Source organism: Novosphingobium sp. HII-3, assembly GCF_002916655.1.
Taxonomy (GTDB): domain Bacteria; phylum Pseudomonadota; class Alphaproteobacteria; order Sphingomonadales; family Sphingomonadaceae; genus Novosphingobium; species Novosphingobium panipatense.
On record NZ_PPSM01000014.1, the window covers coordinates 525,418 to 552,003 of the forward strand.

Genomic DNA, 26,586 nt, shown 5'->3' on the forward strand with positions numbered 1-26,586 from the left:
GGTGGACGGTTGGCGCGCGTCGTTTGAGAACGCCCTTCGCGTCCTCGCGCGCATCAGCCGTGCCATGGACGAAGCTGGCCATCGCCCGCCGATCCTCGTTGGCGGCGCGGCGGTCGAGATCTACACCGGCGGGCAAGTCACTACCGGCGATTTTGACTTGTCCTGCGGGCGGCAGGATCTGCTGGAAGACGAGTTCGTCCGCTTCGGCTTTCAGCGCCCCACCGGCGCAGGCAAAGCCACGCGCGGCTGGGTCCACCCCGAACTCGGTCTCGGGTTCGAGGTCGTGTCCGATACTTTGCTCGACGGTATGGCCGACCGTGCAATGATCCGCGTTCTGGAACTTGATGTGGATGGCGCCGTCGCCATAATCGCCCCCGAGGACATCATCGCCGACCGCATGGGCCAGTACGCTTCGGGCAGCGCTCCGGAGATGCTCGGGCAGGCTAGGGCGCTCTACCGCCTTTGCGAGAGCCTCGATATCACGTATATGGAACGAAGGATTTCAGAGGAAACTTCTGGCAGTCATGGCCTTCAAGACCTTGCAGACGAAGCGTGAGCCGCTGACGCTTGAAGCGTTGGCGAAGAGCATCGCCCGCCGCCGCGCAGCTGCGTCTGAAATCATTGTTCCCCGCAACAGCGGCAAACGCCGCACGGCCTCCAAGCAGGCGCTGCTCGATGCGATCGCCAAAACGGGTACGAAGTGGTAACCCGCGTCTTGCAGGTATTGACGATGGACGCAATTTTGCGGCGGTCGGCTTTTCCCCACACCCATAACTTTCCTACAGCCCCCAAGATGCGATAACTGAACCGTTCACCTCGACGCAGCCGTTCGGGCTGCGTCGTGGCCATTCGTGGCATTCCTCTTGCGCGAGGTGGACGATGACAGACTTTTCTTCAGACTTCGGGGCTGACGGTGAGGCCGGGAAGGCGCCTGCGGCCCCCCGCTTCGGCCGCGGCTGGATTCCCGAAGCTCGCGACATCGGCATCCCGGGCGATCCGGCGAGTGCGGACACCGCCTCGAGCACTACGGAAAAGCCCTGGCAGCGCGTGGGCGATGGCCCTCGCATTTCCTCTTCCTTTTCGAAATCCGGTGATCCCCACGTCCCTCACACCGCCTGGGATGCCTCCCGCAAGGTTCGGTTCCTGCACCACCTGTCCGAAAAGGGGGATGTCAGCGCGGCTTGCGCGCGGGTGGGGATGAGCCGGACGTCGGCTTATCTCCTGCGCCGGCGGGATGCGGCGTTTGCGGCGGGGTGGGAGGCGGCTCTGGTGCTGGCCCGGCGCCATGTCGAGGAAGTGCTGGCGACGCGCGCTCTGGATGGTGTGGAGGAGGCGGTGTGGTTCCGGGGCGAGTTGGTCGGCAGCCGCCGGCGCTACGACACGCGGCTTCTTCTTGCGCATCTTGCACGGCTGGACCGCGTGGCCGAGGAGACGGCGGATCACGCGGGCCGGTTCGACGAGGCGCTGGCGTTGGTGGCGGGGGAGCGGGCGGCTCTGGATGACGATGACGATGGAGCGGCTGGCGGCGAGCGGGCGGGTGCCATGCCGCTCGGGCGCTCGGCGTATGTGGCGGAGGGGGATCGCGCTTTCGTCGCGGCGAACGAGGCGTGGCTCGACGAGGTAGAGGCGATCGACGGCGCTTTCGAGGCGGAGCATGGCTTCGAGCCGGCGAGCGAGGATCATGATCGCCGTCCGGACGTGCCGGAGCCGGTCTACCCGCCTCGGCCCAGCCGTTCCGTTCATCGTTCGGCGCGGGCGACGCGGTGGGATGGCTGGCAGGCCCGCGCCGTGAGCCGGGTCGATGCGGAACTTGCGGGGGAGATCGAGTACAAGTCGCTCGAGGGGTTGCCTCAGGACCGTGTAAACCGGGTAAACTTGTCCGTTGGTCGACAGCGCGGCACGGACCGGCAAAATGAGGCGGGGGCCGGGAACGCTCCCGCCGTCTCGCTGTTATTCGATGTGAAGGCCGGCGCGGCGCTTCCCCCACCCCCTCCCAGCTGCGCCGGCCGACCCTTTCTCCCGAAAATCAGGATCTTGGACGAAGCCTCACGGGGGGTGTGACGGTACGCTGGCGCGCTGGCTCAGTCGGCCAGGACGGCGAGTTCCACGCGGCCACTGCCGGCGCGGGCAATGCCGATCTCCTCGGCCGCGGCGTCCGAAAGGTCGATCACGCGGTTGCCGTGGAAGGGGCCGCGATCGTTTATGGTGACGACGACGGACTCGCCGCTGCGTGGGTTAGTCACCTGGACCCGGGTGCCGAAGGGCAGCGTGCGGTGCGCGGCGGTGAGGGCATCCGGCGCGTAGCGTGCGCCGCTGGCGGTGCGGGCGCCCTTCAGATGGCGGCCATAATAGCTGGCGACGCCGCCTGCGATAGGCTCGAACTCGGGCTTTTTGGCAATTTGGGGAACTTCTGCAGCCACGATGGCGTTGACGCCAACGATAGGAACGACCGGGGCTTCTGCCTGGGCGGGTCCTGCAAACGGCAGGATCACGGCGGCGCACAGCGCCAGCATTCCGGTCGATCGTACTTGCAAAACCTACCCCGCTTCGTCGTTGACGGTGCGAGGAGTCCTAACGGTGCGGCCTTTCCAAGGCCACCCATGTGAAAGCGGCCCGTCGCGCTTTGGCAACGGGCCGCCCGATGTGTGCAGGATGTCGTTAAGGTTCAGCGGGAGTCGCGCTGCGCCAGCAGACGGAGTCGAAGTGCGTTGAGGCGGATGAAGCCGGCGGCGTCCTTCTGGTCGTAGGCGCCTGCGTCATCCTCGAACGTGACGTGGCGTTCGGAGTAGAGCGAATCCGCGCTCTTGCGGCCCACGACGGAAGCCAAGCCCTTGTAGAGCTTGAGGCGAACGGTGCCGTTGACGCGTGCCTGCGAGTGGTCGATCGCGGCCTGCAGCATCTCGCGTTCCGGTGCGAACCAGAAGCCGTTGTAGATGAGCTCGGCGTACTTCGGCATCAGCTCGTCCTTGAGGTGCGCGGCACCCCGGTCCAGCGTGATCTGTTCGATGCCGCGGTGAGCGCGGGCATAGATCTCGCCGCCCGGTGTCTCGTACATGCCGCGCGACTTCATGCCGACGAAGCGGTTCTCGACGAGGTCGAGGCGGCCGATGCCGTGCTTGCGGCCGAGTTCGTTGAGCTGGGTCAGCAGCGTGGCGGGGCTCATCGCAACGCCGTTGAGCGCGACACCGTCGCCCTTTTCAAAGTCGATGGTGATGTATTCCGGCTCGTTCGGCGCGTCTTCCGGATTGACGGTACGCGAATAGACGTAGTCTGGCGTCTCGTCCCAGGGATTTTCGAGCACCTTCCCTTCGGACGAGGTGTGCAGCAAATTCGCGTCGGTGGAGAAGGGGCTTTCGCCGCGCTTGTCCTTCGGCACTGGGATCTGGTGTGCCTCGGCCCAGGCGATGAGCGCGGTGCGGCTGGTGAGATCCCATTCGCGCCAGGGGGCGATGACCTTGATGTTCGGGTCGAGCGCGTAAGCCGAAAGTTCAAAGCGGACCTGGTCGTTGCCCTTGCCGGTCGCGCCATGCGCCACGGCATCGGCGCCGGTTTCGTGCGCAATTTCGATCAGGCGCTTGGAGATGAGCGGGCGCGCGATGGAGGTGCCGAGAAGATAGTCGCCTTCGTAGCGGGCGTTGGCGCGCATCATCGGGAACACGAAATCACGGACGAACTCCTCACGAAGGTCGTCGATGTAGATGTTCTCGTCCGGCAGCCCCATCAGCTTCGCTTTGGCGCGAGCGGGCTCGAGTTCCTCGCCCTGACCGAGGTCGGCGGTGAAGGTCACGACTTCACAGTTGTACGTGACCTGGAGCCACTTGAGGATGACGCTGGTGTCGAGGCCGCCGGAGTAGGCGAGGACGACCTTCTTGATGTCGGACATGGGCAGGGCTTTCGCGGAGAAAAGGGCGTTTGGATGAATTGCGCGCGCGCCTAACAGGTGCGCCCCGGCTTCGCAATGGTTCAGCCGCCAGGCAGCGCCTTCTCGCTCTCCACCATATACGTGCGGGTGATGGGCAGCGCGTGGCGGCTGCGCGCGTACTGTACCTGATAGTTGCACATGCCGCCGCTTTCGAAGGCCGCCGTCGCGCCGGAAAGATAGAAGATCCACATGCGGTAGAACCGCTCGTCGTAAAGCCGGACGATGGCTTCCTTGTTCGCGACGCAGCGCTTGTACCATTCGCGCAGCGTCTTTGCGTAGTGAAGGCGCAGGTTCTCGACGTCGGTGGCGATCAGGCGCACCTTCTCGCTCGCCGCAAGGGTTTCGCTCAGTGCGGGGATGTAGCCGCCGGGGAAGATGTACTTGCGCGTGAACGCGTCCGTCGAGCCAGGCTTGCCCATCCGTCCGATCGTGTGGAGGAGCATGACGCCTTCGTCTGCCAGCAATCTTGCACAATCGCGGAAGAAGCGGTCGAACTGTGCCTGGCCGACATGCTCGAACATGCCGACCGAGACGATGCGGTCGAACTTCTCACCCGTGTCGGCGAGGTCGCGATAATCGACCAGTTCGAAGTCGACACGGTCTCCGAGGCCGGCGTCTGCAGCGCGGCGGCGGGCGAGGGCGAGTTGCTCCTCGCTGAGGGTAATGCCTTTCACCGCAACGTTGAAGTTTTGAGCCAGATAGATCGCCATGCCGCCCCAGCCGCAGCCGATGTCGAGCACGGTGTTGCCCGGTTCGATCGCCAACTTCGCGGCAATGTGGGCGAGCTTGGCGGTCTGCGCTTCTTCCAGTGTCATGCCTTCGCGCGGCCAGTAGGCACAGGAATACTGCATGTGCTCGCTGTCGAGGAAAAGGCGGTAAAGATCATTACCCACATCGTAATGGTGAGCGATGTTGCGCTTGGCGCTGGCGGCGCGATTGATGCCGTCGATGAGAGTGATGACCTTGCCGATCGCGCTCTTCAGGCGAGAGCTTTCGTGGAGTTCGCCGCCACGATCCCAGCGGGCATTGGCGCGAAGCAGGTAGACCAGCTCCATGATGTCCCCGCGCTCGACCAGCAGATGGCCGTCCATGAAGGCTTCGGCAGCCCCCAGCCGGGGATCACGCAGGATCCGCCGTTCAGTTGCCTTGCCCATCAAGCGGATGCGGACTTCGGGGAATCCTTCGACGGGGGTGCCGAAGCGGCGGATACTGCCGTCCGCGCGAACCAGTTCAAGCACGCCCTTTCGGACGCCGCGTTCAAGGAAGCGGTCTAGGATGCCGAGTGCCATGCGCGGGTTGTGCGGTGCGGAGCCTTCCTGCGCAAGAGGCAGTGTGCTGAAAAACACACAAACCGCGCACGACGTGCGTCATTGACGCGCCAGGAACAGCACGTCCCGCGTCTGAGTGAGGAGATGCTGGCCTGAATCCACGTACACGGTTTCCCCGCTCATCAGCCAGCCACCGGCGAGAAACAGCGCTGCGCCGGCCACATCTTCGGGTGTGGCACGGCGGTTCAGCAGGTTCATGCGGTGGGATACCTCCGCCTCGGCGTCGGTCTGGTCGTGACTGGCGAGGATGGCGCCGGGCGCGATGCCGTAGACGCGATCGCGATCATCAGTGCGCGCCATGGAGAGCATGGGAATGGTTGCGGCCAACGCATGCTTGCTCATGGTGTAGGAAAAAAAGTCCGGGTTCGGGTTGAGGAGCTTTTGATCGGTGACATGGATCAGGCGCCGTCCCGAGGCCGAGCGGGCGTGAGCGAGGTAAGCCTGGCCGAGCCGGGCGGGGGTGCCGGCGTTGACGCGCAGGGCCTTGTCAAAGGTGGCAGGATCGAGCGCTTGTGCGGTGTCGAGATCGAAGACGCTGGCGCAGTTGATCAGGACCCGCCAATCGTCGAACCTGCCCGCAAGCGCTTCCACCATGGCCGGACCTTCGGTCCAGTCATGGAGGTCGCACGAAACCGTCTCCGCGCTGGGCAGGCGTGCGGCCAACGCTTCGGCCTGGAGTCTGGATCGGCCATAGTGAATGACGACATGCCAGCCTGCGGCACCGAAGGCTTGGGCTATCGCTGCACCGATTCGCTTGGCGCCGCCGGTTACCAGCATCGTGGGACGATGGGCGGAACGCAGGCTCATGGCCTCGCTCGTTCCTTCGCCACGCGTGGCACAGGTTTACACGGTTTACACGGTCCAGGGGAGTTGGAGCCGGCCACCCTCAAGGACGAAGGAGTGACGCCAGAGCGGCTGAAGATCGTGGTAACGCGCTGAAACATGGGGCCATTGGAGCACAGCGCCCCCAAGTAGGAAAGGCTTCATGCAGATCATCGTGCGGAGGGCAGTGATCTGAAAAAGCAAAAGGCGCGCCGTTGCATGAACGACGCGCCTTCTGGAAGAGTTTGGGGTGCGATCAGCGGCAGCGCGGACGCGAGTTGCTGCGGTCGATTTCGCGGCCGAGGAGGGCGCCGCCCGCAGCGCCCAGGATGGTGCCGGTGGCGCGATCGCCGCGCGTGTCGATCGCCCTGCCTGCAAGAGCGCCTGCGACGCCACCGATCAGCAGGCCCGTCGTGCCGTTCGACTTTTTGCAGCGGTAACGGCCGTCATTGCCCCGCCAGTAGCGGATGCCGTTGTCGGTGCGGCTATAGCGGCGGTCGCGTGCTTCAGCGGGGGCTGAGAAAGCGACGGTGGCGGGAACGGTGAGTGCCATCATGGTGGCGGCGAGAATGGCTTTACGCATATATCATGCCCTCAATTGCGTTTTGAATGTCCGGTAACGCCGCTTTTGGTTCATTGATCCACAACGGCAGATGAACGAAATCAGTCCCTTGCGAATGCCTGACGAACCGGGCGAAAGCAGCGACAAAACGATAAGTGTCGACAGGGGCAGGAAAACGAAGCGCGAGCGCCCATGGTCCGCCACGCGCGTGTCAGCGGCACTGCACGTCTCCCTTGTCGATCTCCCGGCCAACCACGCCGCCAAGGACACCGCCGAGGATCGTTCCAATCGCACGATCGCCGCTGCCAGCGATCTGGTTGCCGGCGAGAGCGCCGACACCGGCACCGATGAGCAGCCCGGTCGTGCCGTTGTCGCGCTTGCAATAGTAGCGCCCATCAGTCCCGCGCCAGACACGCGAGTCGCGCGTGATGCGGCGAGGCTCACGGTACCGCCCACGGGAATCGTAGATGTCGTTGCGGTCCCGCCCATCGTCCCGTCGCTCGTACCGATCGCGGTCTCGGCGGCCTTCGGCTCGCGCCCAGGAAGGGGGATCGGCGGAAACGGGCGTGGTGGGTAGTGCGGTGAGGGTTGCGGCGAAGGTGGCCATCGCCAGGAGGGACTTCTTCATGTCTTGAACTCCTGCGGAATTTCGGTGTGCGACCTTTGCGGCTGGACCGGCAGGCCGGATCGGGCGATGAACCGTCCCGCGGATCGGCGGCACAGGGACAAGGCCGTACCTTCCTCTAAAGCGCTGAAAGTACGAAAGGCTCCAGGCAGGAAAATGATGCTTCTCGATCTCGTCGATGTCTTCGGCTCAGGCTCCCTGACCGGTAATCCCCTGGCGGTGGTGCGTGGCGCAGAAGGGCTGAGCGACGCGCAGATGCTGCGGTTGACCCGTTGGCTCGGCTATTCGGAGACGACATTCCTGCTGCCGCCTACGGATCCTGCGGCCGATTACCGGGTCCGAATCTTTTATCCTGCGGGGGAGTTGCCCTTCGCCGGACATCCGACCCTGGGCACGGCGCATGCCTGGCTTGCGGCCGGCGGAGTCCCAAAGTCAGCCGGCCGCGTGGTTCAGGAATGCGGCGTCGGCCTTGTCGATGTGCGGCGGGAAGGAGATGCGCTCGCCTTCCGGGCGCCTCCGCTGATCCGTTCCGGTCCCCTGGATGATGCGGACAGGGCCGACGTTGTCCGGCTCACGGGAGCAAAGGACAGCGAGATCCTTGCGGCTGTTCATGCCGAAAACGGGCCGGGCTGGAAGCTGTTGCATCTGGCTTGCGCAGAGGCTGTTCTTGCTGCGGAACCGGCATCGCGCGCGCCGGTAGGGACGGACGTCGCCCTGCTGGGCGCCTATCCGGCGGGAGGCGACGTGCAGTTCGAAGTTCGGGCGTTCTTCGCCGATGCGACCGGGAAGATGGTGGAAGATCCGGTGACCGGCAGTCTGAACGCGGCCGTGGCGCAGTATCTGTTCGCAAGCGGATTGGCGCAGGATGCCTATGTCGCGGCGCAGGGGCGCAAGGTCGGGGCCGATGGCCGGGTCTGCTGTTCGCAGGACGACACCGGTGCCGTGTGGGTTGCCGGCCGGGTGGAGACGGTCTCCACCGGCGGCACGCTTTCCTAGGCAGGCTTCTTTGGAAGGGCGATCTCGGCTGTGCCGGTGCACATGGTCGTTCCTTTCTGGTTCTTCATCAGGTGTTTCACATGGACGAGGTGACGGCCTTCCTCGTCCACCGACCTGTCGATCACCTCGGCGGTCTGGATCGTGCCGTCGCCTGTGAGGGCGGGGCCGCGGTAGTTCGCGACCGAATGCACCACCATGCCGTGCTGGCCGGCCCATCCCGAGAGGAAGTCGGTGACCCACGAGCCCATGGATGCGCCGTAGCCGTATCCGCGCGGCATGCCGATCCTGCGCGCGAACCTTGGGAAGAGGTGACCGCGCGAAGGGCCATAATATGCGCCGTCCGTAAGGAAGGGGTTGACCTTCATCATGTCCGGATCGTTTTCATACCCGGCCATCTCGCGGGTGAAGCCCAGCCCTTCGAGATCCTGCTTGCGCAGGTCCAGCGCGCCCCAGGTGTTGACAATGAACGCGCGCCACTCGGTAGCGAAGCTGGCGATCGAATGCGGGCCGAACACGCGCTCCGGAAGCTGGTCCCCGACGGCGATGTCGTCCCACCAGCGTTCCTTGTTGCCGAGATCCGCAAGCATCTTTACCCAGGCGAACCGGCGCTCCTCCATCTCCTCAAGCTGGGCGTCGGTCCATTCCGGCTCTTCGAACTCTTCGGTGTTTACGGTGTTGCCGCCCGCCTCGGCCCGGTAGCGGATGGAGGTGGAGCGCTGGCGGGCGATCTTCTCGCCCTTTTGGTTCGCGTAGTTGTTGTCGCCGCGCTGGAAGCAGGTCGGCCCGAAGCCCGTTTCCTTGACCTTGTAGTCGAAGGGGATGCGGGTGTTGGTGATCACGTCGCCCGGCTCGATCCGGGGGCCGTAGAACCACCATTCGTCACCGCCGAACAGAAGGTGTGAATTTTCGATCCGGCCTACGCAGGCCGGCGCGGCGCCGTGCCCGTCGTCCGTCGCGATCGCGAAGCTCTGCGGCGCGACGTGCCGGCCCCACACGCTGGCCGTGATATGCTCCGGATCGAAATGGGCGAGGTTCGCGTAATGCATGGCATGGACCCAGCGGCGGATGTCGTTGGGGGCGATGGCCTCGCGCAGGGGCGAGAAGTCCATCGTCTTGCCGAGGTGATTGTCGATGTCGGAACAGTCGAAGTCAGTGCTCATCAGGTCTCTCGAAGCTGGCGCGCCGGGGCGGCCGAGTTAGAACTGCCGGGTTCCGGTCGCCTCGTCCGGCGTGAACACGGGGCGCGGTTCGACCGCCTTGAGCATGACCAGCGGGATCAGGCGGTCGGTCGATTTCTGGTAATCGGCGTAGAAGGGATGGCAGGCGACCATGAAGGCCCAGATCCTGTCGCGTTCCTCACCCTCGGGCTCGCGCCAGGTGGCGCGGAAGGCCTGGGTGGCGATCTGAAAGTCGACCGTCTTGGCTTCGCGGATGTTGAGATACCAGGCGGGATGATGGTCCGCGCCGCCCTTCGATGCGCAGATCACCACCTCCCCGCCGATATCAGCGTAGCAAAGCGGCGTGATGAACACCTTGCCGCTCTTGCGACCGACGTACTTGACCAGACAGTGCGTGGCAAAGGATCGGCCGCCCACGGCCGTCACGTCCATGATGTGCCCCTCCGCCCCGCCCGAGGAGAGGTACATTTCGCGATGCTCGACAACCCAGTCCTTGCGCGTGTCGCGGATTTCGGCCGATGTGTCGTCGCTCATGGGCGGTTCCTCTCCTTGCGAACGGGAGGAACGATGGCCGAGGTGGCGCGGGCGCGTCCAACACCGATTGCGCCCGGCGGCCAGTGATCGCGGGGGCGGTTAGCCTGTCTCGCCCTCGTCCGGCCAGACCAGATGGGCGATGAGGTTGTCCACGAAGGCCTCGTGTTCCGGCTGGCCGACGGGGTCTGGCCGCAGCAGGACATCGGTGCGATACCCCGTGACGGCGGCGGCAGTGATCTGAGTCAGGCGGACGGCCTCCTCCCACTCAAAGCGCGTCGCGAAAAAGTCCGTGATCGCGCAGCGCAGGGTGACGGGGCCGCGCGTGTAGAAGGTGTCCTTGATTTCGGGATGCCGGTCCCCCTCGCTGACCACCAGCTTGTAGAGAAGGACGGAGTTTTCGCGCAGCAGGCAGTCGATCAGGCGCAGGCATGCGCGGCGCAGCGCCGGCAGCGAGAAGCTCTGCCCGGTCAGCACTTCCTCCACATCATGCGCGAAGGTTCCCACGTGCAGGTCGACCACCGCGGCGAAAAGATCCTCCCGGGAGGCGAAGTGGGCCCACAGTGTGGCCTTGGATCCACCTAACGCGTCGGCGATGGCGGACATGGTCGTCGCGGCGTAGCCCTGTTTGAGGAACATGCGGGACGCAATCCGCACGATATCGGCGCGCTTCCTTGCCTTGTTGAGCTCGCGCTTGGAGGGACGCGTGGTGTCGATCATGGTGTACTAGGCAGTACGCTTTTCGATTGACAGCCGCAAGGCTTGTAACAATTAAAGCCGTACCGATGAGTACGATTGCTTCTTCCCGAGTCGCAGCCCTTGTGCTGCTGACGCTGACCACTTCGCTTGCCGCATGCGGCGCGCCCGATCTCGGGCCGCGTCCGCAGCTGCGTCCGCCCTCCAGCCTCGACAGCGCCGGTTCGATCAGCGGCACGTCCGCCGAGTGGCCGCGGCAGCGCTGGTGGACCGCCTACGGCGATCCCCAGCTCGACGCCCTTGTCGATGAGGCCGTTGCCGCGTCGCCTGACCTGGCGACCGCGCTTGCCCGCATCCGGCAGGCGCAGGGCATCCTTGAAAGTTCGCGCTCGTCGCTGCTGCCGCAAGTAGGCGCGCGCGGCAGCGCTTCGGTCGAGAAGCAGAGCTACAACAACGGGTCCCCGCCCCAGGCGCTGCCCCGTGGCTGGAATGACTACGGTCTTCTTGCGCTCTCCGCCGATCTCAACCTCGACATCTGGGGCAAGAATCGTGCCCTGCTGGCAGCGGCAACCTCAGTGACCGAGGCAGCCATCGCCGACGCCCGCCAGACGGAACTGGCGCTCGCCTCGCAGGTCGTGGCGTCCTACTTCGACCTCGCGCGGCTGATCGAGCGGCAGAAGGTGCTGGAATCCTCGCTCGCCGCGCGCGAAACGTCCGCCGGGCTGGTCGGGCGTCGCGTGGCGCAGGGCATCGAGAACCAGGCTACTGTGCGGCAGTCCAACGCACTTGCCGCGCGAGCCCGCGTCGATGTGGCCGCCAACCGCGAGCAGATCGAACTGCGCCGCCACGCGCTGGCCGCGCTGCTTGGTGCGGGGCCCGACCGTACGCTGACGCTCACGCCGCCGCCCATCGCGGACATCGCGGCCACGCCGGTTCCGGCCGATGCCGCCATATCGCTGGCCGGACGCCGCCCCGATATCGTGATGGCGCGCAGACTGGTCGAAGCATCGGACAAGGGCGTCGAGTACGCCCGCAAGTCGTTCCTGCCGGACATTTCCCTTAGCGGCCTGATCGGGCTCAGCTCGCTCGGCATCTCCAACCTGTTCGACGATGGTTCGGATTTCGGCAACGCAGGCGCCGCGATCAGTCTCCCGATCTTCCAGGGCGGCAAGCTGTCCGGTCAGTACCGCTCCGCCCGCGCCGGGTACGACAGCACGGTCGCCAGCTACAACAAGGCGGTCATCGGCGCGCTGCAGGACGTGGCCGACGCCTTGTCCACCCGTGCATCCGCCGCCGAGCAGGAGCGGCACGCCCTTGTGGCGCGGACGGAGGCGAACGCCGCCTACGATCTTGCCGTCCAACGCTACGAAGCCGGCCTGAACACTTACATCGACGCGCTTGACGTCGAGACCACAGCCCTCGACGCGCGGCTTGCCGCCGTCGACGCCCATTTCGCCACGCTCGCCAGCGAAGTCGCGCTCAAGCGCGCCCTGGGCGGCGGTTATGCAGACGAATCCAGCAAGAAAGCCCCGATCGATGAGTGACGACACCACCGCAAGCGCAGACAGCCAGTCCGGCTCGAGCAGCGTGGTCGACAAGAGCAAGCGCAAGAGCCTTCTGCTGGGGCTGGGGGGCGCGGTTCTGGTGATCGGCGGGCTCTGGTTCATTTATGAGGAGTTCATCGCGAGCGGCTCCGTCTCGACGGAGAACGCCTACGTCGCCGGTGAGAACGCGCAGGTCACGCCGCTCACCTCCGGGCGCGTCGTCGAGGTTCTCGTCACGGACACGCAACCGGTCCGCAAGGGCCAGCTGCTGTTCCGTCTGGAAGACGCGGACCAGAAGATCGCGCTGCAGCAGGCCGAAGCGAACCTCGCCCAGGTGCAGCGCCGCTATGGCCAGTCGCTTGCCAGCAACGCGGCTCTGGGGGCCGCGGCAAGCGCCAACGAAGCGCAGATCAACACCGCGCGCGCGGCGCTTGCCTCGGCGCAGGCTTCGCTGACCCGGGCCCAGGAAGACTACCGCCGCCGCGCGGCGCTTTCGGGCAGCGGTGCGGTATCATCCGAAGAGCTGACCACCGCGCGGCAGGCGCTGGATTCCGCGCGCGCCGCTTATCAGGAAGCGCAGGCCGGCGTCGCGCAGGCTCAGGAAAACGCCCGCAGCGCCCGGCGGCAGGAAGAGGCGGCCGTAGCCCTCACCAAGGGCACGAACGAGCAAACCGCCCCTGAAATCCTCGAGGCGCAGGCGCAGGTGGACAAGGCGCGGCTCGATTTAGAGCGCACCGTGGTGCGCGCGCCGATCAGCGGCGTCATCGCCAAGCGCGCCATCCAGGTGGGACAGCGGATCCAGAGCGGACAGGCGGCCATGACGGTGGTGCCGGTCGACCAGCTCTACGTCGACGCCAACTTCAAGGAAGACCAGCTCGGCAAGGTGCGATCTGGTCAGAAGGCGCGGCTGACCTCCGACTTCTACGGCGGTGACGTGGTGTATCACGGCAAGGTCGTGGGCTTTGCGGGCGGCACGGGCGCGGCGTTCTCGCTGATTCCCGCGCAGAACGCGACCGGCAACTGGATCAAGGTGGTCCAGCGCCTGCCGGTGCGCATCCAGCTCGATCCCAAGGAGTTGAAGGAGCACCCGCTGCGCATCGGCCTGTCCATGGAAGCCGAGATCGACCTGACGGACAACGACTGATGGCGGCTGCAGCAGCCGCCGGGCCCCGTGCCGGGAGCGATGCGCCCGCGCCGCTGACGGGAGCCCGGCTGGTCCTGGCGGGCCTCGTGCTTGCCCTGGCGAACTTCATCGTCGTTCTCGACACGACGATCGCGAACGTGTCCGTGCCGCACATTTCGGGCGGCCTGGCGGTGTCGGTGTCGAGCGGGACCTGGGTCATCACCTCCTACGCGGTGGCCGAGGCCATCTGCGTGCCGCTGACGGGCTGGCTCGCAAACCGCTTCGGCGCGTTGCGCACCTTCATGTTCTCGCTCGTCGGGTTCGGCATCTTCTCGACCCTGTGCGGCCTCTCCGGCACACTATCGGCGCTTATCGTCTTCCGGCTCGGGCAGGGGTTCTGCGGCGGCCCGCTGATGCCGCTGACGCAGACCCTGCTTATGCGCATCTTCCCCAAGGAGATGCAGAACAAGGCCATGGCTATGTGGGCGATGACGGTGGTCACCGCTCCTATCGCCGGGCCGATTCTGGGCGGATACATCTCCGACAACTGGTCGTGGGAATGGATCTTCTTCATCAACGTGCCGATCGTCGCGCTGATCTTCTTCGGCGTCGCGGTGCTGCTGCGCGGGCAGGAGACGCCGCGCCAGAAGCAGCCGATCGACAAGATCGGCCTTCTGCTGCTGGTCGTCTTCGTCGGCGCGTTCCAGATGATGCTTGACCTTGGACGTGAAGAAGATTGGTTCTCGTCTACCAAGATCGTCGCACTGGCCTGCATCGCCGCCGTCGGCTTCGTCGCCTTTCTCATCTGGGAGCTGACGGAGGAGCACCCGATCGTCAACATCAGCGTGTTCCGGCACAGGGGCTTCGCCGCCTCGACCCTGTCGTTGACGATCGCCTTTGGTACGTACTTCTCGGCCATCGTCATCATCCCACAGTGGCTGCAAACCTCGATGGGTTACACCGCGACGGAGGCGGGCAAGGCGACAGCCTTCAGCGGCGTCCTCGCCGTCGTGTTCTCGCCCTTCGTGCCTTCCTTGATGAAGCGTTTCGATCCGCGACTGCTCGTTTTCATCGGCGTGACCTGGATCGGTATCTGCTCGCTGATGCGCATGACCTGGTCTACGGACATCACGTTCTGGACCATCGCCGTCCCGCAGCTTCTGCAGGGCGCAGGAGTGGCGCTGATGATCGTGCCGCTGACGACCATCGGCCTCAGCTCGGTCCTGCCGCAGGAGACCGCCTCGGCCGCAGGCATCGCCAATTTCGGGCGCACGCTGGCGGGTGCCGTCGCGACGGCGATTATGACGACCGTGTGGAGCGACATGTCGCGGGCGCGCAGCGACGAGTTGTCCGGCACGCTGAATGGGTCGCAGGCCACGTCCGAGATGCTGCAGCAGCAAGGTTTCACTGTCGAACAGGCGCGGGTGGCGATTGCGCAGATGGTGGAGAGCCAGGGGACGGCGGTCGCCACCGGTGAACTGTTCGTGGTCAGCGCGATCGCCCTTTTCCTGGCGGCGACGACGATCTGGCTTGCTCCGAGGCCGCCCAAGAACGTGAAGCCTGCCGACGGCCATTGACCCTGTGGCCCGGGCGGCGGCCCAACGCGAAAGTGTCCGACGCACCGTGCGCGATGTGTGAGCCCTTGCACGGTGCGTCCGTCCCGGTCATGGCGGGGGCATGACCATTGATGCCCGTCGCCAGGCCCCGGCCACAGCGCGCAATCGCGACGCGATCCTCGCAGTCCTTCGCGAGGCGCTGCCGGCGTCCGGCCGAGTCCTTGAAATCGCGAGCGGGACGGGGGAGCACGCCATCCACTTCGCCGCCGCCCTGCCGCAACTGACATGGCAACCGAGCGATCCGGATGCGGAGGCGCGGGCATCCATTGCCGCCTGGCGTGAGCAGGCGGCCCTGCCCAACCTGCTCGCGCCGATCGCCCTGGACGCGTCCGCCTCGACCTGGCCCGTCGAGGAGGCGCAGGCGATCGTGTGCATCAACATGGTCCACATCAGCCCATGGGCAGCTACCGAGGGCTTGATGGCGGGAGCGGGACGGCTCCTGCGCAGCGGCAGCCCGCTTGTCCTATACGGGGCCTACCGGCGGGAAGGTCGTGCGCTGGAGCCCAGCAATCAGGCCTTCGACGAGGAGCTGCGGCGGCGCAATCCAGCCTGGGGACTGCGCACGGTCGAGGCGGTCAGCCACTGCGCGCAGGAGCAGAGGCTCGATTTGGACCGATGCGTCGAGATGCCGGCCAATAACCTGATGCTGGTGTTCAGGAAGCGCTGAAGCTGCGGCGGACCAGGCCGGGCAGGACAGCCGCCTGCGCCAGCGCGCGACTGGCGAAAAGCACGGCAAAGGCAGCCCAGAGCCCGTGGTTGCCTAAAGGCCGCAGCGCTGCGAGGGCCACGAGGTAAGCGGCAATGGCTACGGTCATCGTCCCCAGCATCGCTCGCGTCCATCCCGCCCCTACGAAAGCCCCGTCGAACACGAACGAACAGACGCCGAGGAGGGGCAGAAGCGCGATCCAGGGAGCGTAACGCGCGGTCGCCGCGATTACCTGCGGGTCGGTGCTGAACGCCCCGGCCAGCGCCGGGCCCGCCAGCGCGTAGACGATCGCCACCACCAGTCCCATCGCGCCGCCCGAGACAAGGGCAGCTTTCAAGGCATCGGTGAAGCGCCGCCGTGAGCCCGCGCCGCTCGCTTCCCCGCACAGGACTTGCGCACCGCTCTCGAAGCCGTCCAGCAGCAGGGTGGAAAGCATGAACAGCTGGAACAGCACGCCGTTGGCCGCCAATGTCACGGGACCGCCCTCGGCACCGGTTCGTGCGAACAGGAGGATCGAGCCGGTGAGCAGCAGCGTGCGCACGAACAGGTCGCGGTTGAGGGCGAACAGGGGCGCCAGCTCCTGCCGCGCCCAGGTGCTCCTGCGCCGGATGGCTGCGGCGCACGCAGGCACTGCCCCCTCGCGCGTCATCAGGACGGCCAGCAGCGCAAACTTGAGGAGTTCCGAGGCCAGCGTCGCGACCGCCACGCCGGTGACGCCCCACCCGGCAACGAGGACGAGGAGGAGGTCCAGCGCGATGTGAACGACGTTAGCGATGATCTCGACGGCGAGGACCTGGCGGACCTTGCGCCGCCCGATCATCCAACCCACGAGGACGCAGTTCAGCAGCCACACCGGCCCGGCCCAGTATCGCACCTCTATGTAGCGGCTTGCCGCCGTGCGGACCGCGCCTTCCGCTCCCAGCAGGTCGAGGCCGAGGGGGATGGTCAGGGGCATCGCGACCAGCAGGACCAGCCCGATCGCCAGCGAGACACCGGCCGCGCGGACAAGCGTTGCGCCTGCCTGCGTATCGCCGCGGCCGCTTCCCTGCGCGGTGAGCGCCACGGTGCTGGTGCGCAGGAAGTTGAACACGTTGAGCAGGCCGAGCATGAACTTGGCCCCCAGCTCGACCGCGCCCTGAGCCGGAGCATCGCCAAGCCGGCCGATCGCCCACATGTCCGCCAGCCCGAAGAGAGCCGTCGCCACGTTCGTCAACATTGCGGGCAGGGCGAGAGACCAGAGCTGGCGGGACATGTTCATGGAAGAAGGGGCTCGATCAGCGCCGCCGGTGGGGCGAAGGATACGCCGGGAAAGGACAGGGCGATCCCGGCGGCATAACGGCGACCGGCTCTATCCAGGGCAAGGACAGCGCGCAAGGTGCCGCGGCGGCTCGCCCGTGTTCAGTTCTGACCGATTCGAATCGCTTCCTGCTTTCAGGCGGGCTGCCGTTTGCTGCCGCGTCGATGGTGCAGCGCGAAAAGCGAAGCGGGCCCAAGCGGATGAACGGCGGAAAAGAACGCTTGCATCAGTCCCGAAACGTGCGACTATTCAGGGCGAGGACGCGGATTTTAGATGATGCTGCAGTTGCGAGAAGAAATCGGCGCGCCGGAGTGAACTAGTCATCCCCGGCGCGCTCTCTCCCAACACCGGTAAGGTCCGAAGAACCTTTCCCGGCCACCTTGCACAAGAATGAGTGTTTGGGAAAGCGGAATTGTGCCGCTTGCTATCACTTCTGCCGAAAACCTGTTCTGTTCAGGCCCGCGCAGCAACTTCCCGGCGGTACTGCCCGGCGGGAGATCAACACAGCGTTACCAGACGAGCGGCAGGTGCTCCGGCCCGATCACGCCGCCAGGGCGGTATTCGATCTGGGTGCCAGGCTTGACTGAGAAGCTTGGAATGCGCTTCAGCCATTCCTGAAGCGCGATCTTCACTTCGAGACGGGCGAGATGCGCGCCCATGCAGCTGTGCACGCCGACCGTGAAAGCCAGGATCGTCTTGCGCGGACGGTCAAAGTCAACATCCTTCGGATTGGGGAAAACCTCCGGATCGAAGTTGCAGGCCGGCAGGACGAAGGTGACGCGGTCCCCCTTCTTCATCTGGATGCCACGCATTTCGAAGTCCTTGTCGAGGACGCGGCCTGAGAAGGTCACCGACCAGCGGCGCAGCAGTTCCTCGACGATCTTGTCGATATCCTGCGGGCGTGCATGTATTTCGGCCAGCTTGTCCGGGTTCTGCGCAAGATAGAGCCAGATGTTGTTCAGCGTCGCGAAGACGGTGTCCAGCCCGCCGATGAACAGGAAGCAGACGAAGCCGAAGATCTCCTTGTCGGAGAGCGGCTGCCCGTCCGGAGTGGCATGGGCGATGCGGCTGACGACGCCGTCGTCCGGGTTTGCCTTCTTCTCCTCGATTGCCTGCTTGAGATACGCGGTGATCTTCTGCATCGAGTCCGCCATGATGGCGCGATCGTTGGAGTGCAGGAGCTTGACCGCCCAGTCCACGAACTCGTCGCGCATGTTCTGCGGAAGGCCCATGATGTCGAGGAAGACGGAGACCGGAAGAGGGCGGCCGTAGTCCTCCGTGAACTCGCAGGTGCCGCCGGCTGCGACCTTCGCCTCAATGGCGTCGATCAGGTCGTTCGCGCGTTGGCGGATCTGCCCTTCCAGCTTGAGTACGCCCTGGGGCGAGAACACCGGATCGACGATGTTGCGGTACTTGCGGTGGTGCGGAGGGTCGATCTCGATCGGAATGAAATAGAAGTAGTCGTTCGGATCCCGCGGAAACGGAGTGGCGCCTTCGTTGGAGAAGATCTCCGGATGGCGCAGGCCGAACAGCGCATCCTCATGCTTGATGAGGTGCCACATGTTCCCCATCGGACTGACGTCATAATAGATCGGCGGCTGCTTTTCGTGGAGCGCGGCCATGAAGTCGTGCGGATTGGCGAGGAAGTCCGGGCCCACGGTGAGACCGGACTGGCGGATCAGTTCCGGTGGGACATGGTCGGGCACCTGATCCATGCCGACATGGCGGGGGAAGCTGGGCGGAACCGGATTTGCGGCATCGATCGGCATCGGCTCGGCCTTTCTCAGAACTGCGTTTCGGGGAGATGGACCACGAGCCCGTCGAGAGCCGGCGTGATCTCCACCTGACAGGAGAGGCGGCTGGTCGGGCGGATTTCTCCGGACGCGGATTCCAGAAGTTCGGCTTCGGCCTCGGACGAGGGGCCGCCCACCGTGTCGGTCCAGTCCTCGTCGATGTAGCAGTGGCAGGTGGCGCAGGAGAGACCACCGCCACATTCGCCGACGATCCCCTCGATCCCGTTGTAGAGCGCCCCGCGCATGACGTTTTCGCCAACAGGTATGTCGACGCGTGTTTCGTGACCGTCGTGATCGACGTAAGTAACCTGCGGCATGATCCCTCTCTTATCGTTTTTCGCGAGAACGCTGTTCTCGACTTTTAGCCTTTCACAGTGGAGCAAGTCAATCGCCCTGCCGATGCTCTTGGGCCCGTTCGGGGGACTGGACCGGCGCCGCTGCGGCGCGTAGCGGACAAAGGCGATGCCATATGCCGCTCCTCCTCTTCTGCTGCCGGCGTCGGGATACCCCGATGGTGACTGCGAACGCACGAACGCGCTCATCCGCGCTGCTTATGACCTGCTTGACGAAGGCGGGCTGGAGGGGCTGACGATCCGCGCGGTTCTGGCGAGGGCGGGTCTCGCGCGCCGCGCCTTCTACGAACGCTTCCAGGGCAAGGACGATCTGGTGCTTGCCGTCTTCGACAATTCACTGCGCGCGGCGGCGTTGTACTTTCGCACGATCACTGCGCAGATACCGGAACCGGTGGAAGCACTTCGGGCCATCGTGACCGGCATCGTCATGGGCCAGCTGGGCCGGGGACAGGCCGGAGCGAACCGGCGCGGGGCGGCGCTCAGCCGCGAGCACCTTCGGCTGGCACAGACACGCCCGGCCGAACTGAACTCCGCGCTGGAACCCTTGCTCGACGTCATGGCCGGGCACGTCAGCCGGGGCATGGCGGAAGGCGTGTTTCGCAAGGCCGATGCGCAGCTTCAGGCGCGGCTGATCTACAACCTGATCTCCACAACCATCCACACCGTCCTCCTGGCCGAGGAGCAAGGCACGGTTGCCGATCGCAGCGAGCGCGAGGGACTGGCCGGCGAGCTCTGGGAGTTCTGCCGCCGCGCGATCGTGGCCTGAGGGTTCAGGCCGCCGACCGGGAGGCCATCGAGGACGAGACCGGGGGCGGGGCGGCCTTGCCGAACAGGTAGCCTTGCCCTTGCGTGCAGCCTTCTTCGCGCAGGTAGTCCCGCTCGATCTCGCGCTCGATCCCCTCAGCCGTGACGGTCAGGCCAAGGCTGCGGCCGAGCCCGATGACCGCGCGGATGACCGCGCGCGAGCTCGCTTCGTGATTGAGGTTGAGGATGAAGGATTTGTCGATCTTGATCTTCGTGAAGGGGTAGTTGAGCAGATAGCTCAACGACGAATAGCCGGTGCCGAAGTCGTCCAGCGAAATGCCGATGCCGAATGCGCGCAGGTTCCGGATTATCGCGGCCGGGCGCGGCCCTTTCTCCATGAGCACGGCCTCGGTGATCTCCAGTTCGAGCCGCTCGGCGGCCAGTCCGGTCGTAGACAGGGCGCTGATGACGGTGCTCAGAAGGTTGCCGTTGCGGAACTGGAGCGGGGAGACGTTGACGGAAACCTTGATGTGCGAGGGCCAGGCCATCGCCGCGCTGCAGGCGCTGGTCAGTACGAAGCGGCCGATCTGGTCGATCAGGCCGATCTCCTCGGCCAGGGGAACGAAGATGTCGGGCGCCACCGCACCGCGCTCCGGATGGTGCCAGCGCAGCAGGGCTTCGTAGCATTCGACGGCGCCGCTCTCGAGATCGACGATCGGCTGATAATGCACCTCGAGCAGGTTCTCGCTAACCGCCCTCCGCAGGTCCTTCTCAAGCCGGTTCTTCTCCTGCGCGGCGGCATCCATGGCCGCCTCGAAGCTGCGGCAGGTTCCGCGCCGCTCACCCTTTGCGGCGTAGAGCGCGAGATCGGCGTAGCGAAGCAGCGTCTCGGTGTCGCGGCTGTCCTGCGGGGCGGCCGCGAAACCGATCGTTGCGCCGATGTGGATGATGTGACCCTGAACGAAGAAGGGCTCGGACAAGGTGGTCACGATGGACTTGGCCACGAGTTCCGCCTGAGTCTGGCTGCAGCGATGGAAGATCACCGCGAACTCGTCTCCGCCGATGCGGCACAGAAGCGAGCCGGGCGGGATCAGGTCGCCCATACGCCGGGCCGCCTCGGTGAGGAGAATGTCACCGAAGTGGTGCCCGTAGGTGTCGTTCACGGGTTTGAAGTGGTCGAGATCCACGAACGCCACCGTGACCCGTTCCATCGGCCCGGCGTTCTCCAGCAGTTCGCTCAGATACTGACGGCAGTAGGAGCGATTGGCGAGCCCCGTGAGCTCGTCATGGCGCGCCATGTGCGCCATGCGCTGCTCGATCCGGCGGCGCTCCGTCGCATCGAAGATCGAGACGATCGTGCCGGAGAAATCCGGCTGATCGGAAGTCCGGGTCGAGATGACCGCGTCGATGGAACTGCCGTCCCGACGCAGCATGCTCCAGCAGTCGGCCGTATCGCTGCGGTCCGAAGAAAGCAGGTCGTCCGCCGCGTGCCACAGGTCCTCGGGGAAGAGCCTCTGCGCAGGCAGGCCGGTCATTTCCGTGCTGTCATATCCGAACAGAGTGCAGGCCGAATCGTTCGCAGAGCGGATGCATCTCGTTTCGTGGTCGTAGACGAACATCGCCAGGGGATTGCGCTCGAACAGCAGGCGAAAGGCCGCTTCCTTCTGCTTGAGGTCGGTGATGTCCACCCGCACGCCAATGGTCCCGCCGCTCGCCAGCCGGCGCTCCTCGATCATGATGCAGCGTCCGCTCGACAGCCACTGCTCATGCCGTCGACCGGGATCGCGCAGGCGGGCGATGCGGTCTTCCAGCCACTCTTCTTCACGGCCGATCGCTTCCGGGTAGTCGCCCCGGGCGATGCCGATCCGCAGCGTATCGCTCAGCTTGGCGCCGCGCTGAAGCAGGTCGGCCGACCGCTCGTAGATCTGCGCGTACTTTTCGTTCCAGAGAATGTAGCGGTCATGTTCGTCGAGGAAGACAATGCCCTGCGGTATCGCCTCGATGGCCTCGCGCAAGCGGGTTTCGGCGAGCGATGCCGCTTCCAGGGCGGTATCCAGCGCCAGTAGTCCGTCGCCATGCGCGGGTCCGTCCGGGTGTTGATTGCCCGCTGTCTCGTCAGATAGCCCCAAGTACACGCAGATCCCCATATGTTTGAAGCAGGCTAGAAGCGAAAAGGTTAATTTTTGCTCTATCAAGTCCTGCTGGAGGAGAAGGTGCCCGGCCTTTTCCAATATCTTAGCCGATTAAAGTTTGTTCATCGCACAACCCTCGTCGAACGAGGGGCCGCGCATGCAAATGGCCCGCCGCACACAGGTGCGACGGGCCAAGCTTTCCTCCCCAGGAAAACTTCAAGAACGGTCTCAGCGGCGGCCGGCGCTGCCGAGGCGATGGTAGAGATTGGAGTACTTGGACGAGATCGGGTCGTCCTCATGCGCCTTGAGGTAGAACAGGACGGCTTCCTGAAGAAGCTTGAAGTCCTCGTTCGAGAGCACCGCGCGCGCGCGGCTCGGTTCGGCGGTCATGGTCGTCATGCTGTATCCTTTCCTTGCTGTGCGGGTTGCTTCCCCTGGCCGGGGGTGACCCCCGGCTTCCTCCGGATCGGTGCGCCTCAGGCGGCGAACTGATTCATCGTGTTGTGTGCGCCGCCTGCCTTGAGGGCGGCTTCACCGGCAAAGTACTCCTTGTGGTCGTCCCCGATGTCGGAGCCGGCCATGTTCTGGTGCTTCACGCAGGCAATACCCTGGCGGATTTCCTGGCGCTGCACGCCCTTGACGTAGCCGAGCATGCCTGCCTCGCCGAAGTATTCCTTCGCCAGGTTATCGGTCGACAGCGCGGCGGTGTGGTACGTCGGCAGGGTGATGAGGTGATGGAAGATGCCCGCCTCGCGCGCCGCGTCCTTCTGGAAGGTGCGGATGCGCTCGTCGGCTTCGTCCGCCAACGCCGTGCCGTCGTAGTCCACGCTCATCAGCTTCGTGCGATCGTAGGATGACACGTCCTTTCCGGCCGCTTCCCAGGCGTCGAACACCTGCTGGCGGAAGTTCAGCGTCCAGTTGAAGCTGGGCGAATTGTTGTAGACCAGCTTGGCGTTGGGGATCACCTCGCGGATGCGGCTGACCATGCCGCCGATCTGGCCGATGTGCGGCTTCTCGGTTTCGATCCAGAGCAGGTCCGCCCCGTTCTGCAGCGACTGGATGCAGTCGAGTACGCAGCGGTCCTCGCCGGTTCCCGGGCGGAACTGGTAGAGGTTGCTGGGCAGGCGCTTCGGCTTCATCAGCTTGCCGTCGCGGCTGATGAGGACAGCGCCGTGGCCGACGGCCGAGGGGTCGACCTCTTCGCAGTCGAGGAAGCTGTTATACCGGTCGCCGATGTCGCCCGCCTCCCGGGTGAAAGCGATCTGCTTGGTCAGGCCCGCGCCCAGAGAGTCGGTGCGCGCCACGATCACCCCCTCGTCGACGCCCAGTTCCATGAAGGCGTAGCGGATCGCGCGGATCTTCGCGATGAAGTCCTCGTGCGGGACCGTGACTTTGCCGTCCTGGTGGCCGCACTGCTTCTCGTCGGAGACCTGGTTCTCGATCTGGATGCAGCAGGCACCGGCCTCGATGAACTTCTTGGCGAGGAGGTAGGTCGCCTCGGCGTTGCCGAAACCCGCGTCGATGTCGGCTATGATCGGCACGACGTGCGTTTCGTAGCCGTCGATGGCATGTTCGATGCGTTTGGCCTCGATCTCGTCTCCGGCGTCGCGGGCCTTGTCGAGGTCGCGGAACATCATGCCCAGTTCGCGGGCGTCGGCTTGGCGCAGGAAAGTGTAGAGTTCCTCGATCAGCGCCGGAACGCTCGTCTTCTCGTGCATGGACTGGTCGGGCAGCGGGCCGAATTCGCTACGCAGCGCGGCGACCATCCAGCCGGACAGATAGAGGTAGCGACCCTTGGTCGTGCCGAAGTGCTTCTTGATGGAGATCATCTTCTGCTGGCCGATGAAACCGTGCCAGCAGCCCAGCGACTGCGTGTAGCTGGCCGGATCGCGATCGTAAGCGGCCATGTCCTCGCGCATGATGCGAGCCGTGTAGCGGGCGATGTCGAGGCCGGTCCGGAAGCGGTTCTGCAGGCGCATGCGCGCAACCGACTCCGCCTCGATCCCGTTCCAGGTCGGCTCTGTGTCGATCGTGGCGTCGGCCTCGATGATCTTGCTCTGGTAAGTCACGATTCGGTTCCCTTTGCGGAAGGCGGTTGCATCTGATGCCTTCGAGTTAGGCGCCGCAACGCAGCGAAGGAACCGCTGCCAAGGTGCTGTTGTCAAACTTTACAGATGTTCCTTGTAAAGTTGTGTGGTAGTGACAAGGCCCTGTATAGACGATGGGAAAGCTCAGAACTTTGGCAGACAATCGCCCGCTTTATCTCGGCCCCAGACTGCGGCGCCTGCGGCGGGAACTGGGCCTGACCCAGCAGGCCATGGCGGACGATCTGCAGATATCCCCCAGCTACGTCGCCCTGCTGGAGCGTAATCAAAGGCCGGTAACGGCGGACATGCTGGTGCGGCTGGCGCGGACCTATCGGCTCGACATGGCCGACATAGCCGGCGACGGCGGCGAGGATTACGCCCGTCGACTGACGGACGTGCTGCGCGATCCGCTGTTCGCCGACATAGACCTGCCCCGGCTCGAAGTGGCCGATCTTGCGATGAGCTTCCCGGGCGTTTCGGAAGCGCTGCTTCGGCTGCATCAGGCGTACACGCGCGAGGCGCAGGCGCTTGCCGAACAGAGGGCTGCAGGTCCACTGGCGGACGAGAACGAACCGGTGCGCGAGGCGCAGCGCTTCCTGGCCGCCAACCGCAACTACTTCCATGATCTCGACACCCGTGCCGAGGAACTGGCGTCCGAAATCGAGAAGGCCGGCGGGGCCATTGAATGGCTCGCGGGCAAGGCCGTGCGGGTGCGCTTCCTGCCGCCCGAGGTGCTGGTCGATTCGCTCCGGCGCTTCGACCGCCACAACCAGCAATTGCTGATTGCCGACACGCTGGATGCCGCCAGCCGGTCTTTTCAGATCGCGACGCACATCGCGCACACGGCGCTGCGTTCCGAGATCAAGCAGACGATCCGGGGGGACAGCTTTTCCAGCCGCACGACGGCTACGCTGCTGCTGCGCGCCCTGGCGGGCTACGCGGCGGCCGCCATCGTGATGCCCTATGGCCGCTTCGCCCGCGCCGTCGAACAGCGGCGCTACGACATCGACGCTCTCTCAGCACTTTTCGGGGCCAGCTTCGAGCAGGTGGCGCATCGCCTCACGACGCTGCAGCGCCCGGGTGATGAGCGGGTGGGCTTCTTCTTCATCCGTGTGGACGAGGCGGGAAACGTGTCCAAACGGCTTGACGGGGCCGGATTCCCGTTCGCAGCGCACGGCGGCGGGTGCCCCTTGTGGAGCGTCCATCAGGTGTTCCGCCGGCCGGGCGAAATCGTTCCCCAGTGGCTCGAGCTCCCGGGAGGCGAGCGGTTCTTCTCGATCGCGCGGACCGTGACAGGCGGCGCTGCCGCCTACGGCGGTACACGCGTCATGCGGGCCGTCGCGCTGGCCTGCGCGGCGGAAGAGGCGGGCAGGCTCGTCTATGCGCAGGCCACAGGGCAAGCCACGGTGCCCGGCACGCCGATAGGCGTGACGTGCCGGCTGTGCCAACGCGCCGAATGCACCGCACGCTCCGTTCCGCCCATTGGTCGCGATGTGCTGGCGGATGACTATCGCCGCGCGGCGCAGCCTTACACGTTCGCCGAAAGCTGATCGAAGTGTGGCCAGAGCGCAGGCGTTTCGACGGGAACATCCAGCTGGTCAGCGCCGTTCCGTTCTCTTCGTGGAGGTCAGCGCCCGTGCCATTCACTCGAAAGGACGCGTGCAGGGGACAAGGTGGGCACATGTCGTGGCCGACCCCTGCCGATCGGTGCCTCAGACCTGCGTTGCACCGCGGGTGATGCGTGACCGCCCTCGAGCGGGAAGGCCACAGGCTCGGCCACGGTGGGGCGTGATGGCTGTCGTTCTGCTCATGCACATCCTTGTCGTTGCGGGACTGATACGCGCTTTCACGCCAGATTTCGTGGCACGGGTCAGCCGATCCGTAACGCAGGCTTTCACGATCGAGGCTCCGCTTCCTCCATCACCCACGCCTGCGCCTTCAACGCAGTCCCCCAGCAGCGCTGCACCACGGGACGAAGGAGTGGCCGCTGCTGCCGGTCGCAGGGCCGACCCCCGCGAGGCTGCTGTTCCCCCAGCGAAAGTGATCGTCCGTCCGACGCAGGCGCCGCCGGTACCAGGGCAGGGGCGTGAGAACGCCGCCGGTGCGGCTGCGCAGGGCGAGGGCACGGGCGCTTCCGGAAGCGGCTTGGGTACGGGGGCCGGGCGTCGCGGTGCGGGACAAGGCGGTGGCGGCCGTTCCAGCCCGACCGTCAAGATCGCGGGCGACATAAACTCGGCAAGGGACTACCCGCGAGCTGGTCGTGACCGTCGTATCGGTTCGTCGGTCATCATCGACATCTCGGTCGGAAAGGATGGGCGGGTTTCTGAGTGCCGGGTTGTCCAGCCCAGTGGCGATCCGGAGGCGGATCGCATAACCTGCGCCCTTGCCACCCAGCGGTTCCGCTTCCGGCCGGCGCTAGACAATGAGGGCAACCCCGTAGAAGCTGTCTTTCGATGGCGTCAGCGATGGTTTTACTGAAACCTTGAACAAGCTGTAACGTTGCATCCGGTCGACCTGCGACTATTAAGCAC

General features: G+C 65.3%; 26 protein-coding genes. 11 read left to right on the forward strand and 15 right to left on the reverse strand.

Translation table 11 applies throughout. The annotated features are described in order from the left end of the window. Position 1 precedes the first annotated feature (1 nt). The 3 genes from C2R25_RS06310 (at position 2) to C2R25_RS06320 (ending at position 2,061) form a co-directional block, all read left to right on the forward strand. Positions 2–556 (forward strand): hypothetical protein, encoded by a 555-nt coding sequence (locus C2R25_RS06310; protein ID WP_103728347.1) that lies wholly within the window; start codon positions 2–4, stop codon positions 554–556. Next, on the forward strand, positions 525–707 hold the full coding sequence (locus C2R25_RS06315) for a hypothetical protein (RefSeq protein WP_103728348.1): 183 nt from the start codon (positions 525–527) through the stop codon (positions 705–707). The genes C2R25_RS06310 and C2R25_RS06315 overlap by 32 nt, the downstream gene beginning before the upstream one ends. Before the next feature lie 172 nt (positions 708–879). Further along, positions 880–2,061, forward strand: a complete 1,182-nt coding sequence (locus tag C2R25_RS06320) for a hypothetical protein (protein WP_103728349.1) — start codon at positions 880–882, stop codon at positions 2,059–2,061. A gap of 20 nt (positions 2,062–2,081) precedes the next feature. On the opposite strand, the gene C2R25_RS06325 is transcribed toward C2R25_RS06320, so the two are convergent. The 6 genes from C2R25_RS06325 to C2R25_RS06350 form a co-directional block, all read right to left on the reverse strand. Continuing rightward, positions 2,082–2,513, reverse strand: coding sequence for a septal ring lytic transglycosylase RlpA family protein (locus C2R25_RS06325; protein WP_103728350.1), 432 nt, complete (start codon positions 2,511–2,513; stop codon positions 2,082–2,084). A gap of 152 nt (positions 2,514–2,665) precedes the next feature. Then, positions 2,666–3,883 (reverse strand): argininosuccinate synthase, encoded by a 1,218-nt coding sequence (locus C2R25_RS06330; RefSeq protein ID WP_103728351.1) that lies wholly within the window; start codon positions 3,881–3,883, stop codon positions 2,666–2,668. An 80-nt stretch (positions 3,884–3,963) separates the two neighbouring features. Further along, a complete protein-coding gene (locus C2R25_RS06335) occupies positions 3,964–5,211 on the reverse strand; it encodes a cyclopropane-fatty-acyl-phospholipid synthase family protein (protein ID WP_103728612.1) in 1,248 nt (415 codons plus the stop codon). A 78-nt stretch (positions 5,212–5,289) separates the two neighbouring features. Continuing rightward, positions 5,290–6,057 carry an SDR family oxidoreductase gene (locus C2R25_RS06340; protein WP_233203783.1) on the reverse strand — a complete coding sequence of 256 codons (768 nt, stop codon included), beginning with the start codon at positions 6,055–6,057 and terminating at the stop codon, positions 5,290–5,292. A gap of 271 nt (positions 6,058–6,328) precedes the next feature. Beyond that, positions 6,329–6,655 (reverse strand): glycine zipper 2TM domain-containing protein, encoded by a 327-nt coding sequence (locus C2R25_RS06345; protein WP_103728352.1) that lies wholly within the window; start codon positions 6,653–6,655, stop codon positions 6,329–6,331. A gap of 190 nt (positions 6,656–6,845) precedes the next feature. Beyond that, complete coding sequence (locus C2R25_RS06350) at positions 6,846–7,262, reverse strand: glycine zipper 2TM domain-containing protein (RefSeq protein WP_103728353.1); 417 nt, start codon at positions 7,260–7,262, stop codon at positions 6,846–6,848. 156 nt (positions 7,263–7,418) lie between these two features. On the opposite strand from C2R25_RS06350, the gene C2R25_RS06355 reads away from it, so the two are divergent. Continuing rightward, positions 7,419–8,255 (forward strand): PhzF family phenazine biosynthesis protein, encoded by an 837-nt coding sequence (locus C2R25_RS06355; RefSeq protein ID WP_103728614.1) that lies wholly within the window; start codon positions 7,419–7,421, stop codon positions 8,253–8,255. Here C2R25_RS06355 and C2R25_RS06360 read toward each other — a convergent pair. The 3 genes from C2R25_RS06360 to C2R25_RS06370 all read right to left on the reverse strand — a co-directional run bounded on the left by C2R25_RS06360 (position 8,252) and on the right by C2R25_RS06370 (position 10,684). Beyond that, positions 8,252–9,415, reverse strand: coding sequence for a MaoC family dehydratase N-terminal domain-containing protein (locus C2R25_RS06360; RefSeq protein WP_103728354.1), 1,164 nt, complete (start codon positions 9,413–9,415; stop codon positions 8,252–8,254). The genes C2R25_RS06355 and C2R25_RS06360 overlap by 4 nt on opposite strands. Positions 9,416–9,451: 36 nt before the next feature. Then, positions 9,452–9,967: a nitroreductase/quinone reductase family protein gene (locus tag C2R25_RS06365; protein WP_103728355.1), complete on the reverse strand. Its 516-nt coding sequence runs from the start codon at positions 9,965–9,967 to the stop codon at positions 9,452–9,454. A gap of 99 nt (positions 9,968–10,066) precedes the next feature. Further along, positions 10,067–10,684: a TetR/AcrR family transcriptional regulator gene (locus C2R25_RS06370; protein ID WP_103728356.1), complete on the reverse strand. Its 618-nt coding sequence runs from the start codon at positions 10,682–10,684 to the stop codon at positions 10,067–10,069. Positions 10,685–10,749: 65 nt separating this feature from the next. Between C2R25_RS06370 and C2R25_RS06375 the strand changes: the two genes are divergently transcribed. The 4 genes from C2R25_RS06375 (at position 10,750) to C2R25_RS06390 (ending at position 15,610) form a co-directional block, all read left to right on the forward strand. After that, complete coding sequence (locus C2R25_RS06375) at positions 10,750–12,204, forward strand: efflux transporter outer membrane subunit (RefSeq protein WP_103728357.1); 1,455 nt, start codon at positions 10,750–10,752, stop codon at positions 12,202–12,204. After that, a complete protein-coding gene (locus C2R25_RS06380) occupies positions 12,197–13,348 on the forward strand; it encodes an HlyD family efflux transporter periplasmic adaptor subunit (RefSeq protein WP_103728358.1) in 1,152 nt (383 codons plus the stop codon). Before C2R25_RS06375 ends, C2R25_RS06380 begins: the two co-directional genes overlap by 8 nt. Next, positions 13,348–14,904, forward strand: coding sequence for a DHA2 family efflux MFS transporter permease subunit (locus C2R25_RS06385; RefSeq protein ID WP_103728359.1), 1,557 nt, complete (start codon positions 13,348–13,350; stop codon positions 14,902–14,904). Before C2R25_RS06380 ends, C2R25_RS06385 begins: the two co-directional genes overlap by 1 nt. A gap of 100 nt (positions 14,905–15,004) precedes the next feature. After that, on the forward strand, positions 15,005–15,610 hold the full coding sequence (locus C2R25_RS06390; protein WP_103728360.1) for a DUF938 domain-containing protein: 606 nt from the start codon (positions 15,005–15,007) through the stop codon (positions 15,608–15,610). On the opposite strand, the gene C2R25_RS06395 is transcribed toward C2R25_RS06390, so the two are convergent. The 3 genes from C2R25_RS06395 to C2R25_RS06405 all read right to left on the reverse strand — a co-directional run bounded on the left by C2R25_RS06395 (position 15,597) and on the right by C2R25_RS06405 (position 19,056). Continuing rightward, complete coding sequence (locus C2R25_RS06395) at positions 15,597–16,907, reverse strand: MATE family efflux transporter (protein ID WP_233203784.1); 1,311 nt, start codon at positions 16,905–16,907, stop codon at positions 15,597–15,599. The two genes, C2R25_RS06390 and C2R25_RS06395, sit on opposite strands and share 14 nt — an antisense overlap. Before the next feature lie 548 nt (positions 16,908–17,455). Further along, a complete protein-coding gene (locus C2R25_RS06400; RefSeq protein ID WP_103728361.1) occupies positions 17,456–18,715 on the reverse strand; it encodes a cytochrome P450 in 1,260 nt (419 codons plus the stop codon). A 14-nt stretch (positions 18,716–18,729) separates the two neighbouring features. Beyond that, positions 18,730–19,056 carry a 2Fe-2S iron-sulfur cluster-binding protein gene (locus C2R25_RS06405; protein WP_103728362.1) on the reverse strand — a complete coding sequence of 109 codons (327 nt, stop codon included), beginning with the start codon at positions 19,054–19,056 and terminating at the stop codon, positions 18,730–18,732. A gap of 145 nt (positions 19,057–19,201) precedes the next feature. On the opposite strand from C2R25_RS06405, the gene C2R25_RS06410 reads away from it, so the two are divergent. Continuing rightward, positions 19,202–19,858: a TetR/AcrR family transcriptional regulator gene (locus C2R25_RS06410; RefSeq protein ID WP_103728363.1), complete on the forward strand. Its 657-nt coding sequence runs from the start codon at positions 19,202–19,204 to the stop codon at positions 19,856–19,858. A 4-nt stretch (positions 19,859–19,862) separates the two neighbouring features. Here C2R25_RS06410 and C2R25_RS06415 read toward each other — a convergent pair whose 3' ends face one another. The 3 genes from C2R25_RS06415 to C2R25_RS06420 form a co-directional block, all read right to left on the reverse strand. Then, positions 19,863–21,971: a putative bifunctional diguanylate cyclase/phosphodiesterase gene (locus tag C2R25_RS06415; protein ID WP_369825693.1), complete on the reverse strand. Its 2,109-nt coding sequence runs from the start codon at positions 21,969–21,971 to the stop codon at positions 19,863–19,865. 225 nt (positions 21,972–22,196) lie between these two features. Beyond that, complete coding sequence (locus C2R25_RS20670; RefSeq protein WP_199183772.1) at positions 22,197–22,367, reverse strand: hypothetical protein; 171 nt, start codon at positions 22,365–22,367, stop codon at positions 22,197–22,199. Positions 22,368–22,444: 77 nt separating this feature from the next. Further along, a complete protein-coding gene (locus C2R25_RS06420; protein ID WP_103728365.1) occupies positions 22,445–24,037 on the reverse strand; it encodes an isocitrate lyase in 1,593 nt (530 codons plus the stop codon). Positions 24,038–24,207: 170 nt separating this feature from the next. Between C2R25_RS06420 and C2R25_RS06425 the strand changes: the two genes are divergently transcribed. After that, the gene (locus tag C2R25_RS06425; protein ID WP_103728366.1) at positions 24,208–25,605 is read left to right on the forward strand and encodes a short-chain fatty acyl-CoA regulator family protein; all 1,398 of its coding nucleotides are present in this window, start codon (positions 24,208–24,210) and stop codon (positions 25,603–25,605) included. Positions 25,606–25,846: 241 nt separating this feature from the next. Then, positions 25,847–26,533, forward strand: coding sequence for a TonB family protein (locus C2R25_RS21205; protein ID WP_304465946.1), 687 nt, complete (start codon positions 25,847–25,849; stop codon positions 26,531–26,533). The last annotated feature ends 53 nt before the right edge of the window (positions 26,534–26,586 follow it).